The sequence below is a fragment of the Afipia birgiae 34632 genome (assembly GCF_000308295.2).
GTDB lineage: Bacteria > Pseudomonadota > Alphaproteobacteria > Rhizobiales > Xanthobacteraceae > Afipia > Afipia birgiae.
Window position 1 is genome coordinate 1,435,445 of the sequence record NZ_HG326652.1, and the last position, 16,152, is coordinate 1,451,596.

Here is a 16,152-nt window from a genome sequence, read left to right on the forward strand (position 1 = left end):
CAACACGAAAATTTCACGTTAGCAAGACGGTCCTGAGCCCCCTAACTGCCTGTGGCATGGGCACCACAACGGGTCCGAATGGCCTTGGTCCGCACGGCCGCACGTTGACGCAAGCGCCGGATTCGGGGCTAATCACCGGGCGTTTGCGGCAAAATCCTTTTGAGTTCCCTTTTTATGACAGGCACAGCACCGCGATCGGATTCGAGCCACAGGAAGATGCTGCACGCCACTGTGGCCGGCCTGACTGCGCTGTGCGCAGCATCGAGCGCCAGCGCGCAATTCGTGCCACCACCCGTCCCTCACGTGACCGACAATAACTCCCAGCTTTCCGTCAACGCTTCCCAGCTCGACATCGGCAGCAGCTTTCTGCAACGTCTCGGACGCGAAGCGACATACGGATATGCGGCGCGCGACAATTCCGGCGGTGGCGGCGCGTCGCAAAGCACCGCCGAGCCGCTGTACCGGACCTGGGCTGAGACCTACGGCATCCGCGCGCGTACGGCAGCGCAAGGCACCTTCGTCGGTGACAAGCGCGGAACGCTCGGGGTGGTTGGCGGTATCGGCGCGACTGTCGCGCCCGGCCTGAATGTCGGCTTCTCGGCCGATCAGAGCCAGACCTGGATCGACGTGCCGCTCGCGCTGCAAACCGCAACGCTCGGCATGACGCAACTTGGCATCAATGCCTCCTACAGCAACGGCCCCTGGACCGTGGCAATGGTCGCAGTCCATGGCTTCGCCCAGATCAGTTCGAACCGCACCACACTGCTCGGAGGCGCGCACGCCAACTATCGCGGCAGTATCGATGGCGTGCTTGGCGAACTCAACTACACCTACTCCTTCAGCCAGAGCCGCATCGTTCCGAAACTGGCGCTGGAATACGTCTCGGCGCGCACAGACCGGTTTTCAGAAGCCGGCGGCCTCAATCCGGTGACGGTCGCCGACGGACACGGTGAACGCGCACGTGTGCTGGCCGGTGCGGAAATCGGCCATTACTGGATCATCGGCCAGCAGGCGATCGATGTATCGGCCTACGGCAAGTTCGTTGACAACTTCGCACAGAACATGGGCGCGGTTCAGGTCAGCCTCGGCAACAACGCGATCAGCGTGCAGGGCATTCGCGAAAGCCGGAACGGCGCCGACGCCGGCGCGGCGGCGTCCTGGATCCTGAGCAATGCTGCGCGGCTTTACGCCAACTATGACGGCAGATTCCGCGACGGCTATCAGGCCCACCAGGGCACGCTGGGCGTCGAGTTGAGGTGGTAAGAGGCTGAGCGCGGCGAGGCGCGATCCGTGTGATCTACAGTGTCGTCCCGGCGAAGGCCGGGACCCATACCACCGGCCCCTCATCGGAGCTCGGTGCTGAGCATTTTCTTTGTAAAAAGCGCTGACAGGCTGATGGGTCCCGGCCGGAGCCAGTCATCGGGCCGGCAAAGCCGGCCCCGTTGGCCGGGACGACCTCACGCTGCAGGATTTGTAGCGGCCCTCAGGCCGCGACAGGCGTTTCGTGTTCGCGCAACGCGCGCTTTCTCCAGATCGCCCCGGCAACCAACACCACGATCACGCCAAGCAATGCGAGTGTGATCTCGCCGATCTCGCCATTGAACTTGAGATGCTTGGCGAAGCCGAACATCGTCGAGGTCGTATCGAGATCGAGCGCGATGTGGCCGTCGAGCACACGATGCAGCCACGGCGCAATGGCAGGGTCAGTGGCGATCACTTCGCCCGCGATCCAGCCGAGCAGCGCCGCGCCCAGCCAAACCAGGGCCGGCAAGCGATCAAGCAGCGCCATGATCAGCGCGGCTCCAGCCACGATCATCGGAATGCTGATCGCGAGGCCGAGGATCAGCAGAATGGCGCTGCCGTTGGCGGCGGCAGCGACCGCGATGACGTTGTCGAGGCTCATGATGATGTCGGCGACGGCAACGATGCGCACCGCGGCCCACAGATGGGCTGCGGCCTGCACGCCATCCTCGTCTTCCTTTTCAGGGACGAGGAGCTTCGCCGCGATCACCAGCAGCGCGAGCCCGCCGATCAGCTTCAGGAACGGCATCGTCATCAAGGTCACGACGATAAAGGTGAAGATGATGCGCAGGAAAACCGCAACACCTGCACCCAGCACCATGCCCCAGACGCGCTGCTTGGGCTGCAGCCCGCGACACGCCAGTGCAATCACGAGTGCGTTGTCGCCGGACAACAGCACGTTGATCCAGATGATCTTGGTCAGGGCGACCCAGAACTGCGGTTGCTGAATTTCACTCTGGAACTGAGTGATGAGACCGCCGATTGTGGCGGGATCGAAAATCTGTGCAATCCAGTTCACGTGAAAGGCCCCCCGACCCGTTTATGGCCGGCTGTTAATCAGCCAACGATTTCATTTCCTGCAAAGAACTGCACTATCTCGATCGTCGCAGTCTCGGCAGCGTCCGAACCATGCACCGAATTCTCGCCGATCGACTTGGCGTGCGCCTTGCGGATGGTGCCCTCAGCAGCCTTCGACGGATCGGTTGCGCCCATCACATCGCGATACTTCAGGATGGCGCCCTCACCTTCGAGAACCTGAACCACCACCGGACCGGAAATCATGAAGTCGACCAGTTCGCCGAAGAACGGACGCGCCTTGTGCACGGCATAAAACGTTTCGGCCTGTGCGCGGGTCATAAGGATGCGTTTCTGCGCGACGATACGCAGTCCGGCCTTCTCGATGATGGCGTTGACGGCGCCGGTGAGATTGCGCGCGGTCGCGTCCGGCTTGATGATCGAAAAGGTGCGCTCAATCGCCATAATAACTGTCCTTGGAAAGCAGGTCTGTTGGAAGGGTTGCCGCGCTTATAACGGCGCGGTGATGAGACGGCAAGCTGGTATACCAGAGCCCACCCGGGATGGACGGCATCGCGCCCCCGATACCCCCACAGCACGTTCCTGCCAAGCCCTGCCTTGATTTTATCAACCTCTGCCAAGGCTTACTTCGATTTTATCAACATGAACGCTGACTGACCCGGCTGTCACGGCGGGGTTCAGGATCGCAGACCTAGTCTTCTCCGCAGCGAGGTTCGCGCATCTCACCCACGCCTCGCAAAGAACTCAAGGAGATGACCATGTTGCGCAAACTCGTTCTTGCATGCGCCGCGACCGTGGCTCTTGGCGCGGCTGCGTTCACCCCGTCCGCCGCGTCCGCCGCGTCCGCGCATGGATGGCACGGCGGGCATGGCGGATGGCACGGCGGCGGTTTCCACCGCGGCTGGGGCGGACCGCGCTTTGTCGGCCACCCCGTCTACTTCGGCGGTGGCTATGGCGGCTGCTACGTACGCCGTCTGGTTCCGACCCCGTGGGGCTACCGGTACCGGCTGGTGAACCGCTGCTATTGATCAGCCTCACCGCTTTCCTGACCTGGACCGGCCGCCAAAAGCGGCCGGTTCCTTTTTGTCGCACCCCCGCCCGCGGGACGGATCGAACCATCGGCGAGGACGCATCGACAGACATTCAGGGACACCACAACGGCGCCCCGCGCCTAACCGAAGGAGACTTGTCATGTTGCGCAAACTCATTCTTGGACTGGCTGCTGTCGCTGCTCTGTCCACCACTGCCATGCTTCCCACCGCGGCTTCAGCCAAGGGCTGGAAAGGCGGCTGGCATCATCACGGTCATCACCATCACGGCCACTGGGGTGGCGGTTACGGCTACTTCGCTGGCGGATACGGCGGTGGTTATGGCGGCTGCTACGTGAAGCGCCTCGTCGATACGCCGTATGGCCTTCGCTACCGCGTGGTCAACGTTTGCTACTAAGCGGATCGTATCCGCTCCTCCCAGACTTCAGCCCCCGGCAGCGACCCTGTTCGGGGGCCTTCTTCATCGCGGTTCCATGTTCCCGATACTTCAATTTTTACCGATTGCTCACCATTCAGCACGAATGCCTGAACGAATTTACCTCTGCGGACTTAGTCAGGTGTAATTTGAAATGATGTTGAGACGAATTGGAACATGCCATGCCAAATCGAGTCGACACGCGGGACATCCATCTCGACCACATTCATAGCGAAGCGGTCTGGCAAGGCATCGGCGAAAAACTGCGCGATGCACTCAACCGTGAGTCGCCGGACATGTCGCAGCGCCTGCGCGCGCTGATAGCGCGCCTGCCGGAGCTGGACGGCGAAAAGGCTCCGTCGCTGGTTCCGGGGATGGAAACGCGTTAGCGCATCTTCTCTCAGCAACCCGGTCGGGCACGCCAAAAGTGCCGCGATCCGTCATAAAATGACTGACAAAGCTGTTGCGTTCGGCGGCCCGTTTCGTAAAAGCCCGCCATGCTCTCCCTCAATGACATTTCCGTCCGGATTGCCGGACGCCTTTTGATCGACCAAAGCACGGTGCAAATCGTACCCGGCGCACGCGTCGGCTTCGTCGGCCGCAACGGCGTCGGCAAATCGACGTTGTTTCACGCCATTCGGGGCGAATTGCCGACGGAAACCGGCTCGATTTCGATTCCGCCGCGCTGGCGTGTCGGCAGCCTTGCACAGGAAGCGCCTGACGGTCCCGAAAGCCTGATCGACGTCGTTCTGAAAGCCGACCTCGAGCGCCACGCGTTGCTGCATGAAGCGGAAACCGCGCACGACCCGCATCGCATCGCGGACATCCAGACTCGGCTTGTGGACATCGACGCGCATTCTGCCCCTGCCCGAGCCGCGGCTATTCTCTCAGGTCTCGGTTTCTCCACCGCCGATCAGGCACGCTCCTGCTCGGAGTTCTCCGGGGGCTGGCGCATGCGTGTGGCGCTTGCGGCGACGCTGTTCGCAGCGCCTGATCTTCTGCTGCTCGACGAGCCGACCAACTACCTCGATCTCGAAGGCACGCTCTGGCTCGAAGATCATCTTGCGAACTATCCGCGCACCGTGATCGTCATCAGCCACGACCGCGACCTGCTCGATACGTCTGTCGATCAGATCCTGCATCTCGATCGCGGCAAGCTCACGCTTTACAAGGGCACCTATTCGTCGTTCGAGGAACAGCGCGCCACCCGCGAGATGCTCGACGCCAAGCACGCCAAGAAACAGATGGACGAGCGCAAGCGGTTGCAGGCGTTCGTCGACCGCTTCAAGGCGAAGGCCTCGAAAGCCAAGCAGGCGCAATCGCGCGTCAAGATGCTGGAGCGGATGAAGCCGGTCACAGCTCTGGTGACACAGGACGTTCGCGAGATCGCGTTTCCGACGCCTGACAAGATTCTCTCACCGCCCATTATCGCAGTGGACGGCGTGTCGGTCGGATACGATCCGGCGAAACCAGTGCTCAACAACGTCACACTGCGCATCGACAATGACGATCGCATCGCGCTGCTTGGTTCCAACGGCAACGGAAAATCGACGCTGGTGAAATTGCTCGCCGGCAAGCTGCCGCCCTTTTCCGGCAAGGTCGTGCGCGCCGACAAGTTATCGGTCGGCTACTTCGCGCAGCACCAGACCGACGAACTCGACCTCGACGGTTCGGCTTACGATCACCTGCGCAGGCTGATGCCGCACGAGACGGAAACGAAAGTGCGCGCACGCACCGGCGCCATCGGATTTTCCGGCAAGGCAGGCGACACAAAGGTCAGTTCATTGTCCGGCGGCGAGAAGGCGCGGCTTCTGCTCGGGCTTGCGACGTTCTACGGCCCGAACATGATCATCCTCGACGAGCCGACCAACCATCTGGATATCGACAGCCGCGCGGCACTCGCGGAAGCAATCAACGATTTTCCCGGCGCGATCATTATGGTCTCGCATGATCGTTATCTGATCGAGGCGTGTGCGGATCAATTGTGGGTGGTGGCGGACCGCGCCGTGACGCCTTACGACGGGGATCTTGACGACTATCGCCGCTCGGTGCTGACCGCACGCGGCATGCGCGCCTCAAGCCGTGATCGCGCAAGCAACGGTCGCGACAAACCGCAGCGCCCCAAGGAAAAGCGCGTCCCGCTCAAGCAGAAAATCTCAAATTCTGAAAGCGAGATTGCGCGCATCACCGGCATCATCGAGAAAATCGATGCCGCGCTCGCCCTGCCCGATCTGTTCAAGCGCGACCCAAAGCAGGCGGCGCAGCTTACCAAGGCCCGCGCAAGTGCAGCAGACGCGTTGCAACGCGCTGAAGATGAATGGCTGGAAGCAAGTTCGTCCTACGACGAAGCTGCGAGCTGAAAAACTAAGAGCGCTTTTTCTTCGCAGCGCGCGCGGGCTTCTCCGGCGGCGGCACATCGACACGTTCGATCGACGTCAAGCGGCCCGACGTGAAGGTATAGGCGCCGGGGCGCGGCCCAGACCGCCAAGTGATCAGCGCCACACGATCACCGCGTTCATTATTCGACAGGTTCACATTGTCGGGCGCCACAGGAATCGCTCGCGCAACGTCGCACTCGGTATGACCCAGCGCGACCGGAGCCGCGGAGACCTGGCCTTCGGACGATGCATTGGCATCAGCGGGCGTGCCGGCTACCGGCGCTCCCGGACATTGACCGTCGGAGCTGATCAGGTCGTTCGGCGTCACACCCTTCGACGCGCTCAGCGGTGGTGTCTCAATCGTGCTGTTGCCGCCTTTGAAAATCCTGCCCGGGCGCGCGAACCATTCCTGATCCTTGAGCGAGAAGTCGGACAGCCCCCCGAGCCCGCTGCACCCGGCAACCATCGGAGCCACAATCACGAGGGCCGCCAACTGCCGGGCGTGGGTGTTTTTACGCAGGACGCTCAAATTCGTTCTCACACCAACTTCAGCGCTTGCTGCGCGTTTCGGAACCAGACATCACTTAAAGCAAATGCCTAAAGAATCATTTGCGCATCATTTTGCGGCAAGGATGGAACAACTCGCCGATCGCTGCGCACATCCGGCCTTCCACCATCCCTTTGCGGCACCATGGTGGCTAACCGCCGGTCAGGTCAACGAAAAAAGACTGTATTGTTAACGCCGGACCGGCGCGCAATGCAGCAACAGAACCGCATTACACGATCATCATCGTGCTTCTGCTTACGCCCGCTTCTGCCATTTGCCGCGTTCGTCGGTCTGCCAGTATGTCAGCTCCAAACCGCGCGATTTGCCATCCGCCCATGCTGCGCGGGCAACGCCGAGAGCTTCGTCATCGTCACCGTTGAACACGAGGACCACGCGATCATATGTTGCGAAATCCTTGGGCAGGCCCGCAGCATCGACAACGAACCTGACATTGGCATTGTTTGGATTGCCGTCATCCACAGTGAGAACAACCGGCTGGTTCACGACATTGCTCTCGCGCCACGTGCCGTGCGGTAAAAACGAATCTTCGCGATACGTCCACAAATGCGCGTCGAGCGCTTCCGCGCGCTCCTCCGATCCGGTCTGTACCGCGACGCGCCAGCCGCGCTCAAGGGATTTCTCGAGCAGCGGCGGCAACACCTTCTCAAGTGTCGTGCCTTGCAGATGATAGAACAGGACTTCGGTCATCGCGCCTGACCCAATCGCATGTTTTGCCGTCACCCTGAGCGGCGAAGCCGCCAAGCCTCGAAGGGCGACGGCTCGCGCCCTTATCGCGTCATCCTTCGAGGCCCGCAAGCGTTCGCACCTCAGGATGACGATCCGCTGCTCTACTTTTTCGCTTCGTAATTATCCGCCACCAGCCGGTTTAGCAGACGCACGCCGAACCCCGATCCCCAGCTGCGGTTGAGGTCCGATGCAGGAACGCCCATTGCCGTACCGGCGATGTCGAGATGCGCCCATGGTGTCTCATCGACGAACCGCTGCAGGAACTGCGCAGCTGTGATCGAACCGCCATTACGGCTGCCGGTGTTCTTCATGTCGGCGAACTGCGAGTCGATCTGTTTGTCGTATTCGGGACCGAGCGGCATGCGCCAGACCCGCTCGCCGGTCTCCTGCCCCGCCGCGGTCAGCCGCTCCGCAAGCTTGTCGTCGTTCGAGAACATGCCGGCATAGTCAACACCGAGCGCGACCATGATCGCGCCGGTCAGCGTCGCCAGATCGACCATGAATTTCGGCTTGTGCTTTTTCGCCACATACCAAAGCACGTCGGCCAGCACGAGGCGGCCTTCGGCATCGGTATTGATGATCTCGATGGTCTGTCCCGACATCGATGTCACGATGTCGCCGGGCCGCTGCGCGTTGCCGTCCGGCATGTTTTCAACGAGGCCGATCGCGCCGACCACATTGACCTTCGCCTTGCGCGCAGCCAGCGCGTGCATCAGACCGACGACACAAGCCGCGCCACCCATGTCGCCCTTCATGTCTTCCATGCTACCGGCCGGCTTGATCGAAATGCCGCCGGTGTCGAAGCATACGCCCTTGCCGACAAAGGCAATCGGCTGCTCACCCGCCTTGCCACCGCTCCAGCGCATGATGACCATGCGGCCATCGTGTTCCGAGCCCTGCGAGACGCCGAGCAACGCTCCCATCCCCAGCTTTGTCATTGCCTTGACGTCGAGAACCTCGACTTTGACGCCAAGTTTTCGCAACAGCGTCGCGCGCCGCGCGAACTCCGCGGGAAACAGCACGTTCGGCGGTTCGTTGACGAGATCGCGCGCGACCAGCACGCCGTCCACAATATGATTCTCAGGGGCAAATGCCTTGCGCGCCGCTGCGACATCGGCGACCGCGACCGAGAACTGCGCACGCAGCGGCGCGTTGTCGCCGTCCTTCTTCGTGGTCTTGTAGCGGTTGAACCGGTAGGCGCGGAGCCGGACGCCCGATGCGATCGACGCTGCCTGCGATCCTTTCATCGCGCCCGACGGAAGCTCTGCGAGAATCGTGACGGCCTCTGTGCCGGCGCTGATCTTGGTCGCGATCTTGCCGCCGAATTTAAGAAAATCGCTGTCCTTGAGCGAAGCGGTCTTGCCGGCACTGACGACGATCAGACGGCCGGCCTTGAGGCCCTCCGGTGCCAGAATGTCCATCGTGGAGCCGCACTTCGCCTTGAACTGGTTGGTGGCCGCCGCGCGCTTGACCGCGTTCGTCGCCGTCCCCAGAGCCTTGATTGTGGCGGGGCCGAATTTCAGCGCTTCGTCGCAAAACACCACCAGAACGCCGCGCGGGGCAGCGGAAAACGGTACGAAGCCGACCTTCACGGCGTCGGTCATAAGCAAATCCTCCAGATAATCGCGGCTTTCGCAGCAAGGGACCAGAATCCAGCGGACGTTCGGATTCGGGACATGAGATGACGCACTATGGCGCTTTCGGGTGTGCACTGCCAAGCGCGCCGGAATCGAGGCAAGGATGGCCGCCGCAACTGTGTGCTTTCCCGGAGTGGCCTTAAAGCAACGATGATGTTTTATTAACCACAGTTAGCGCCCAGCCTCAGGTCGGCCATTTTGTTGACCAATCAAAGGGATGCTATGAAATAAGAATGTGCCGGAAAGCTCGATTCCGTGCCCTGGGGGAATCTCTCAAGAGATTGGGGCGCGCTCACGAAATCCGGCTGGAGTTGGGGATACCGCTGCCCGATGGGGTCGATCGACACTACTGTTTACCGGATGACCACATCGTCGTCCGCCGGGACTTTCGCGACCGCACGGCTCGTCCGGCGGGCCGCGTTGGCATAAGGCGGCTGCGCACATGGTAACGACAATTCTCGCACGCTATTTCGCTGCCCGTTTCGTGATCGCGTCGATCGCGACCTTCGGCGCGATCTTCGTGCTGGTCATTACCGTCGATTATATTGAGTTGATGCGCCGCGCCGGAAGCCTGCCGAATGTGTCGGGCCTATTCGTCGCGCAGACCGCGCTGTTTCGCGTGCCGCTGTCGCTCGAAAAACTGATGCCGTTCTGCATTCTGATCGGCGCGATGGTATCGTTCCTCGCATTGTCGCGACGGCTCGAACTTGTGGTAGCTCGCGCCTCCGGCATTTCGGCCTGGCAGTTCATTACCCCTGCGCTGCTCAGCGCGCTCTTGCTCGGCCTCTTCGCAACCGTACTCTATAATCCGATGTCGGCGGAAATGCTGGAACGCGCCAAGGGCATGGAGACCAAGATCTTCACCGATAGGGCACCAGCCGCTCAGGACGGCGCAGGCTTCTGGCTCAACCAGTCGACCAGCGAAGGACAGAGCATCATCAACGCCGCCCGGAGCCAGGGACAAGGCGCGCTTCTGACCGGCATCACGATATTCAGGTATGACCCTTCTGGAATCTTCAGGGAGAGAATCGAGGCAAAGGAAGCCACTCTTGAACCTGGCCGGTGGGTGTTCAAACAGGTGCGTCGTTACAAGCTCGATAGCCCCGTGGAGGAACTTAACACCCTCACCTTAGGCACGAGCCTCACCCCGGCCCAGGTCCGGAACAGCTTCTCTACTCCCGAAACTGTGTCATTTTGGCAACTCCCGGACTACATCAAATCGTCCGAGAACTCCGGCCAGGCCACAGCAGGTTACCGGCTGCAGTACCAGAAGCTCATCGCGCGCCCGTTTTTATTGGCTGCGATGGTGTTGCTCGCGGCCGCCGTGAGCCTGCGGTTCTTCCGCTTCGGCGGCGTGCAAAAGATGGTTTTAAGTGGCGTTGCAGCAGGGTTTCTGCTCTATGTCCTGTCGAAAGTAACTGAGGATTTAAGCAAGGCCGAGTTGATGCATCCGCTCGCTGCCGCGTGGTTGCCCGTTTGTGTGGGCGGCCTCTCGGGATTTTTGGCTTTGCTGTACCAGGAGGACGGGTAGTGGCCGTTGTCGCCGCCCTCCAAGGACGGACGCCTGCGTTTAGGCGGCGCATTCGCTTGCGCCGTCAAGGCACGGTCATGTCTGCCATTCTGGCTCTCAGTCTGGCGGCCGGCTTCGGTGCCGCCGACGTGACACCGGCGTCTGCCCAGCAAGCGTTCCGATACAACCAGCTTCCCCCCCGGCCGCCCAAGCAGCCTGCGAGCCAGCGGACCAATGACGGGCAGATGCTCGTTCAGGCCACCGAGGTCAATTACGACTACAACAACTCGCGCGTCGCGGCGGTCGGCAGCGTTCAGATCTACTACAACGGGTCGACGCTGGAGGCTGACAAGGTCATCTACGACCAGAAGACCAAGCGGCTGCACGCCGAAGGCAACGTCCGGCTGACCGACCCCGACGGCAAGATTACCCACGCCAATCTTCTCGACCTGTCCGACGACTATCGCGACGGCTTCGTCGATTCGCTGCGGCTGGAAACCGCCGATCAGACCCGCATGGCGGCGACGCGCGCAGACCGCAGCGGCGGCGAGGTCACGATTTTCCAGAACGGCGTGTACACTGCCTGCGCCGCCTGTAAGGACAATCCGAAGAAGCCGCCGCTATGGCAGGTCAAGGGCGCACGCATCATCCACAATCAGACCGAAAAGATGATGTATTTCGAGGACGCGCGCCTTGAATTCTTCGGTCAGCCGATCGCGTATCTGCCGTTCTTCTCGACGCCTGACCCGACGGTCAAGCGCAAGAGCGGCTTCCTGATCCCGAACTACATGTCCAGCAACCGTTACGGTGTCGGCATCGAGGTGCCGTATTACTTTGCGCTGGCGCCGGACTACGACGCAACCTTGACGCCGCGCTATACCACCAAGCAGGGCCTGCTGATGCAGGGTGAATTCCGTCAGCGCCTGATCAACGGCGCTTACGAAATCCGCGCCTACGGCATCCGCCAGAACGATCCGAACCAGTTCAATGCCGAGCCCGGCCAGCGCGAATTCCGCGGCGGCATCGACACCAAGGGCCAGTTCGCGCTGAACGACAAATGGGTCTGGGGCTGGGACGCAGTCGCGGTCTCGGACAAGTCGTTCTTCTTCGATTACAAACTGGGTCCTTACAAGAACGCGCTGAATGCGTTCCTGCTGACGCCGGATACGGGCCTGTCGCAGATCTATCTCACCGGCGTCGGCAACCGCAGCTATTTCGACGCGCGCGTGATGCACTTCCTCGGCTATTCGGCCGCCGACGACCAAAATCAGATTCCGATCGTTCACCCCGTGATCGATTACTCGAACGTGCTCAACCGCAACTTGCTCGGCGGTGAATTCAGCTACAAGGCAAACTTTACGAGCCTGAGCCGTCAGACCGCGTCGTTCGATGCGATAAATCCCGGCGCGCTGCTTGCTGGCTCCTGCCTGCCCAGCGCGGACTCCTCGGCCAAAACACCAGCGAATTGCCTGCTGCGCGGTATTCCGGGCGACTATACGCGGCTGACCGCCGAGGTTTCCTGGCGACGGTCGTTCACCGACTCTATCGGCCAGATCTTTACGCCGTTCGCTTCGCTGCGCGGCGACCTGATCAGCGCAAACATCGACAACCAGCCGGGCGTCTCCAATTACCTGCCGGTTGGCTCCACCCAGACCGCGCGCCTGATGCCGACGGTCGGACTCGAATATCGCTATCCGTTCATTAACGTGCAGCCATGGGGCACGACGACGATCGAACCGATCGGCCAGTTGATCATCCGTCCCAACGAACCGAGCGCCGGCCGCCTTCCCAACGAAGACGCGCAGAGCTTTGCATTTGACGACAGCAACCTGTTCAGTGTCGATAAATTCTCGGGCTACGATCGCGTCGAAGGCGGTGGCCGCGCCAATGTCGGCGTTCAGGCGACAACGCAGTTCGACCGCGGTGGCTTTGTCAACGTCCTGTTCGGACAGTCCTACCAGTTGTTCGGCCTGAACTCCTTTGCCGTGCAGGATCTGACCAATACTACTCTCGGCAGCGGTTTGGACAAATCGGCCTCCGACTATGTCGCGCGTATCGCCTATCAGCCCAACAGAATTTACAGCCTGATCGCCCGCACCCGGCTCGACGAGGCATCGGGAGCTGTGCGGCGCTTCGAACTCGAAGGCCGGGCCAATTTCGACCGCTTCGGAGTGAGCCTGCTGTATGGCAACTACGACGCACAACCCGAACTCGGCTTCCTCACGCGCCGCGAAGGCGTCGTGGCAACCGGATCTCTCAAGGTGGCCACCAACTGGATGCTGTCTGGCGCACTGCGCTACGACATCGCCAATCAAACGGTCAATCAGTACATCGTGGGCGCGGGCTACGTAGACGACTGCTTCATCATTGCAGCCAACTACATCACGGACTACGCGTATACCTCGAAGAACTACACGACCCCCATTACCGATCACCGCATCATGCTGCAGATCGGCCTGCGCACCATCGGCAGCACTTCGTTTAGCGCTGCTCAGTAATATTCCGGTAGCAGGATGATGCAGCCAGCTCGATGACAGATTTCAGGGCGCTCGCCGTGTGGTCACGGGAACCGCCGGGAGTTCGCCGGATACGCGTATTAACGCCGCAAACTCGGGGTTGATATTGCTGAACGCGCGCTGGAACCTCCAGCCTTCGCCAGGAAGGGTTTGAAGACGGGTTTGAATATGATCGCTACTTTTCTTCGCTACTCACGAACAGTCTCGCTCGCGGCCGCCGTTCTCGCCGTGTCGGGCTTCGGCTCGGCCGCCATGGCCCAGTCCGTCGCGGCGATGGTCAATGGCGAGGCCATCACAAATTTCGATATCGAGCAGCGGATCAAACTCACCAAGCTTACGTCGCAGAAGGCAGTCTCGCGGCAGGAAGCCCTCGAAGAACTGATCAACGACAAGCTCAAGGTCAAGGAAGCCAAGCGATATGGCCTCGACATGTCGTCGTCGGATGTCGATGGCGCGTACGGCAATATGGCATCGCGCATGCGCATGAACCCCGAGCAACTTTCGAAAACGCTTGAAGGTCACGGCATCCGTCCCGAAACCCTCAAGAGCCGGATCAAGGCCGACATGACTTGGGGCAATCTGGTACGGGGGCGCTTCCAGTCGAACCTGCTGGTGCCGGAAAAGGATCTCGCCGGCGTTGAACCATCCGGCGCCAAGGAAGCCGAGAGCTTCGAGTATCTTGTTCGTCCGATCGTGCTGATCGTACCGCGCGGTTCGCCGTCGAGCACCATTGAGGCACGCCGCAAGGAAGCAGAATTGCTTCGCAGCCGCATTCAGAGCTGCGATGAAGCGCAGTCGCTGTTCCGGTCGATGCGCGATGCCGCGATCCGCGATCAGCTCACCAAGACCTCGGCGGACCTGCCCCCGGCCTTGCGTGAACTGCTCGACAAAACACCCATCGGAAGGCTGACGCCACCGGAAGTCACCAAGCAAGGCGTGGAAATGGTCGCACTGTGCAGCCGCAAGCCGACCAAAGCCGACACGCCGGCCAAGCGCGAGGCACGCGAGAAGATCTACAACCAGAAGTACGAAGCCAAATCCAAGTCGTATCTCGAGGAAGTTCGCAAAGGGGCGATGATCGAGATGCGCAACAAATGAGTTCAACCGCGGCACCGCTGCCATGATGAGAGCCGCCATGAGCAAGGCCTTGGCGCTGACGCTCGGCGAGCCCGCGGGTATCGGTCCTGATATTGCAATCGCTGCATGGCTGAAGCGGCGCGAACTCGACCTTCCCGCATTCTATCTGATCGGCGATAGTGCATTCATCACCGAGCGCGCGCGCCTGCTGGGCGCCAGCATCGCTGTCGCCGACGTCAGCCCCGAGGACGCTCCCGGAATCTTCGCAAACGCACTTCCTGTCGTCAAAACCGGCATCGCGGCGACAGCCCAGCCCGGCCGTCCCGATGACAGCAGCGCACCTGCTGCCATAGCATCGATCCGCCACGCCGTCGCGGATGTGATCTCCGAACGCGCCAGCGCGGTGGTCACCAACCCCATCGCCAAGAGCGTGCTCTACCGCGCGGGCTTTTCCCATCCGGGCCACACCGAATTCCTCGCGCAGCTCTCCGCAGCCGTGAACGGCTCTGTGCCGCATCCGGTGATGATGCTGTGGTCGCCTGAACTTGCCGTCGTGCCGGTGACGATCCATCTGCCGCTGCGCGACGCCATCACACACCTCACCAGCGATCTGATCGTCCGGACCGGGCGCATCGTCGCGGCGGACCTGAAAGCGCGGCTGGGCATTGCCCATCCCCGCCTTGCGATTTCCGGCCTCAATCCACACGCGGGCGAGGACGGCACGCTCGGCACCGAGGATCAAACAATCATAGCGCCCGCGGTCGCGATGCTTCAGGCTGACGGCATCGAAGTCCGGGGTCCGTTGCCCGCCGACACGATGTTTCACGAAGCCGCACGAAAAACCTACGACTGCGCGATCTGCATGTATCACGATCAGGCGCTGATCCCGATCAAGACCATTGCGTTCGACGACGGCGTCAATGTCACGCTGGGATTACCGTTCATCCGCACCTCGCCGGATCACGGCACCGCGTTCAACATCGCTGGCACCGGTCGCGCCAATCCGTCAAGCCTGATCGCGGCGCTTCGCCTTGCCGCGCGCATGGCGTCGGCATCCAGCACATGAGCGCCATCGACGATCTGCCGCCGCTAAGCGACGTCATTCGCCGCTTTGAACTGTCCGCGCGCAAATCGTTGGGCCAGAATTTCCTGCTCGATCTCAACCTGACATCGCGGATCGCGCGCGCAGCCGGGCCGCTGGAAGACGCCACGATCGTCGAGATCGGCCCCGGTCCGGGCGGATTGACGCGCGCATTGCTCGCGCAGGGCGTCAAGCGCGTCATCGCTGTGGAGCGCGACGAGCGTGCGCTCCCTGCGCTTGAGGAAATCGCGCAGCGCTATCCCGGCCGCCTCACCATCGTGAACGCGGATGCGATGACATTCGATCCGCGGCCGCATCTCGGTGGCGAGCGCGCGAAGATCGTCGCCAACCTGCCCTACAACATCGCGACCGTGCTTCTGATCGACTGGCTGTGCGCCGAGCCCTGGCCGCCGTGGTACGACATAATGGTGCTGATGTTTCAGCGCGAAGTCGCCGAGCGCATTGTCGCCCGCGAGAACGACGACGCCTATGGCCGACTCGGCGTGCTGGCGAACTGGCGTGCCGAAACAAAAATCCTGTTCGACATATCGCCCGGCGCCTTCGTGCCGCCGCCCAAGGTTACCTCGTCCGTGGTGCGGCTGATCCCGCGCGCCGCGCCAGAGCCTTGCGACCGTCGCGCGCTGGAGCGCGTAGCCGCCGCGGCGTTCGGCCAGCGCCGGAAAATGCTTCGGCAAAGTCTCAAGTCACTCAACGTCGACCCGGCCACCCTCGCCGCCGCAGCCGGTGTCGAACCGACCCGCCGCGCTGAGACCATTCCGGTGTCCGGCTTTGTTGCCATGGCGCGCGAATTGGCAGATATAACAGCCGCAAAAGCAAAAACACCGTAACGGAGAAAAT

General features: G+C 61.5%; 15 protein-coding genes. 10 read left to right on the top strand and 5 right to left on the bottom strand.

From position 1 onward, the window contains the following. Positions 1–216: 216 nt before the first annotated feature. Entirely contained in the window at positions 217–1,263 is a 1,047-nt protein-coding gene (locus tag BN32_RS06885; protein ID WP_019197399.1) for an autotransporter outer membrane beta-barrel domain-containing protein, read from the top strand. Positions 1,264–1,483: 220 nt separating this feature from the next. Here BN32_RS06885 and BN32_RS06890 read toward each other — a convergent pair whose 3' ends face one another. Together BN32_RS06890 and ndk are read right to left on the bottom strand one after the other, a co-directional pair. Beyond that, entirely contained in the window at positions 1,484–2,320 is an 837-nt protein-coding gene (locus BN32_RS06890) for a TerC family protein (RefSeq protein ID WP_019197400.1), read from the bottom strand. A gap of 38 nt (positions 2,321–2,358) precedes the next feature. Further along, the gene (gene ndk / locus BN32_RS06895; RefSeq protein ID WP_019197401.1) at positions 2,359–2,781 is read right to left on the bottom strand and encodes a nucleoside-diphosphate kinase; all 423 of its coding nucleotides are present in this window, start codon (positions 2,779–2,781) and stop codon (positions 2,359–2,361) included. Between the two features lie 314 nt (positions 2,782–3,095). On the opposite strand from ndk, the gene BN32_RS06900 reads away from it, so the two are divergent. The 4 genes from BN32_RS06900 to BN32_RS06915 all read left to right on the top strand — a co-directional run bounded on the left by BN32_RS06900 (position 3,096) and on the right by BN32_RS06915 (position 6,161). Beyond that, positions 3,096–3,365, top strand: a complete 270-nt coding sequence (locus BN32_RS06900) for a hypothetical protein (protein ID WP_040426087.1) — start codon at positions 3,096–3,098, stop codon at positions 3,363–3,365. Between the two features lie 163 nt (positions 3,366–3,528). Continuing rightward, on the top strand, positions 3,529–3,783 hold the full coding sequence (locus BN32_RS06905; protein ID WP_019197403.1) for a hypothetical protein: 255 nt from the start codon (positions 3,529–3,531) through the stop codon (positions 3,781–3,783). A gap of 188 nt (positions 3,784–3,971) precedes the next feature. Further along, positions 3,972–4,190 (top strand): hypothetical protein, encoded by a 219-nt coding sequence (locus BN32_RS06910; RefSeq protein WP_244438102.1) that lies wholly within the window; start codon positions 3,972–3,974, stop codon positions 4,188–4,190. A 108-nt stretch (positions 4,191–4,298) separates the two neighbouring features. After that, on the top strand, positions 4,299–6,161 hold the full coding sequence (locus BN32_RS06915) for an ABC-F family ATP-binding cassette domain-containing protein (protein WP_019197405.1): 1,863 nt from the start codon (positions 4,299–4,301) through the stop codon (positions 6,159–6,161). A 4-nt stretch (positions 6,162–6,165) separates the two neighbouring features. Here the strand turns inward: BN32_RS06915 and BN32_RS06920 are convergent, their stop codons facing one another. From BN32_RS06920 to BN32_RS06930, 3 genes are all read right to left on the bottom strand, one after another. Then, positions 6,166–6,708: a hypothetical protein gene (locus BN32_RS06920; protein ID WP_152343879.1), complete on the bottom strand. Its 543-nt coding sequence runs from the start codon at positions 6,706–6,708 to the stop codon at positions 6,166–6,168. A gap of 273 nt (positions 6,709–6,981) precedes the next feature. Continuing rightward, complete coding sequence (locus BN32_RS06925; protein ID WP_019197407.1) at positions 6,982–7,434, bottom strand: DNA polymerase III subunit chi; 453 nt, start codon at positions 7,432–7,434, stop codon at positions 6,982–6,984. Between the two features lie 140 nt (positions 7,435–7,574). Beyond that, entirely contained in the window at positions 7,575–9,077 is a 1,503-nt protein-coding gene (locus tag BN32_RS06930) for a leucyl aminopeptidase (RefSeq protein WP_019197408.1), read from the bottom strand. 475 nt (positions 9,078–9,552) lie between these two features. Here BN32_RS06930 and lptG point away from each other — a divergent pair, with 475 nt between their 5' ends. From lptG to rsmA, 5 genes are all read left to right on the top strand, one after another. Next, the gene (gene lptG, locus BN32_RS06935) at positions 9,553–10,641 is read left to right on the top strand and encodes an LPS export ABC transporter permease LptG (protein ID WP_019197409.1); all 1,089 of its coding nucleotides are present in this window, start codon (positions 9,553–9,555) and stop codon (positions 10,639–10,641) included. A 101-nt stretch (positions 10,642–10,742) separates the two neighbouring features. Then, the gene (locus BN32_RS06940) at positions 10,743–13,118 is read left to right on the top strand and encodes an LPS-assembly protein LptD (RefSeq protein ID WP_040426089.1); all 2,376 of its coding nucleotides are present in this window, start codon (positions 10,743–10,745) and stop codon (positions 13,116–13,118) included. A gap of 186 nt (positions 13,119–13,304) precedes the next feature. Beyond that, positions 13,305–14,234: a peptidylprolyl isomerase gene (locus BN32_RS06945; protein WP_019197412.1), complete on the top strand. Its 930-nt coding sequence runs from the start codon at positions 13,305–13,307 to the stop codon at positions 14,232–14,234. 37 nt (positions 14,235–14,271) lie between these two features. Then, on the top strand, positions 14,272–15,279 hold the full coding sequence (gene pdxA, locus BN32_RS06950; RefSeq protein ID WP_019197413.1) for a 4-hydroxythreonine-4-phosphate dehydrogenase PdxA: 1,008 nt from the start codon (positions 14,272–14,274) through the stop codon (positions 15,277–15,279). Continuing rightward, positions 15,276–16,142: a 16S rRNA (adenine(1518)-N(6)/adenine(1519)-N(6))-dimethyltransferase RsmA gene (gene rsmA / locus BN32_RS06955; protein ID WP_019197414.1), complete on the top strand. Its 867-nt coding sequence runs from the start codon at positions 15,276–15,278 to the stop codon at positions 16,140–16,142. Before pdxA ends, rsmA begins: the two co-directional genes overlap by 4 nt. The last annotated feature ends 10 nt before the right edge of the window (positions 16,143–16,152 follow it).

What these genes read in the sequence shown, in the direction of transcription:
- BN32_RS06885 (WP_019197399.1), top strand. Translation starts at nt 217, where the DNA reads ATGCTGCACGCCACTGTGGCCGGCCTGACTGCGCTGTGCGCAGCATCG.
- ndk (WP_019197401.1), bottom strand. Translation starts at nt 2,781, where the DNA reads ATGGCGATTGAGCGCACCTTTTCGATCATCAAGCCGGACGCGACCGCG.
- BN32_RS06900 (WP_040426087.1), top strand. Translation starts at nt 3,096, where the DNA reads ATGTTGCGCAAACTCGTTCTTGCATGCGCCGCGACCGTGGCTCTTGGC.
- BN32_RS06905 (WP_019197403.1), top strand. Translation starts at nt 3,529, where the DNA reads ATGTTGCGCAAACTCATTCTTGGACTGGCTGCTGTCGCTGCTCTGTCC.
- BN32_RS06915 (WP_019197405.1), top strand. Translation starts at nt 4,299, where the DNA reads ATGCTCTCCCTCAATGACATTTCCGTCCGGATTGCCGGACGCCTTTTG.
- BN32_RS06925 (WP_019197407.1), bottom strand. Translation starts at nt 7,434, where the DNA reads ATGACCGAAGTCCTGTTCTATCATCTGCAAGGCACGACACTTGAGAAG.
- BN32_RS06930 (WP_019197408.1), bottom strand. Translation starts at nt 9,077, where the DNA reads ATGACCGACGCCGTGAAGGTCGGCTTCGTACCGTTTTCCGCTGCCCCG.
- lptG (WP_019197409.1), top strand. Translation starts at nt 9,553, where the DNA reads ATGGTAACGACAATTCTCGCACGCTATTTCGCTGCCCGTTTCGTGATC.
- BN32_RS06945 (WP_019197412.1), top strand. Translation starts at nt 13,305, where the DNA reads ATGATCGCTACTTTTCTTCGCTACTCACGAACAGTCTCGCTCGCGGCC.
- pdxA (WP_019197413.1), top strand. Translation starts at nt 14,272, where the DNA reads ATGAGCAAGGCCTTGGCGCTGACGCTCGGCGAGCCCGCGGGTATCGGT.
- rsmA (WP_019197414.1), top strand. Translation starts at nt 15,276, where the DNA reads ATGAGCGCCATCGACGATCTGCCGCCGCTAAGCGACGTCATTCGCCGC.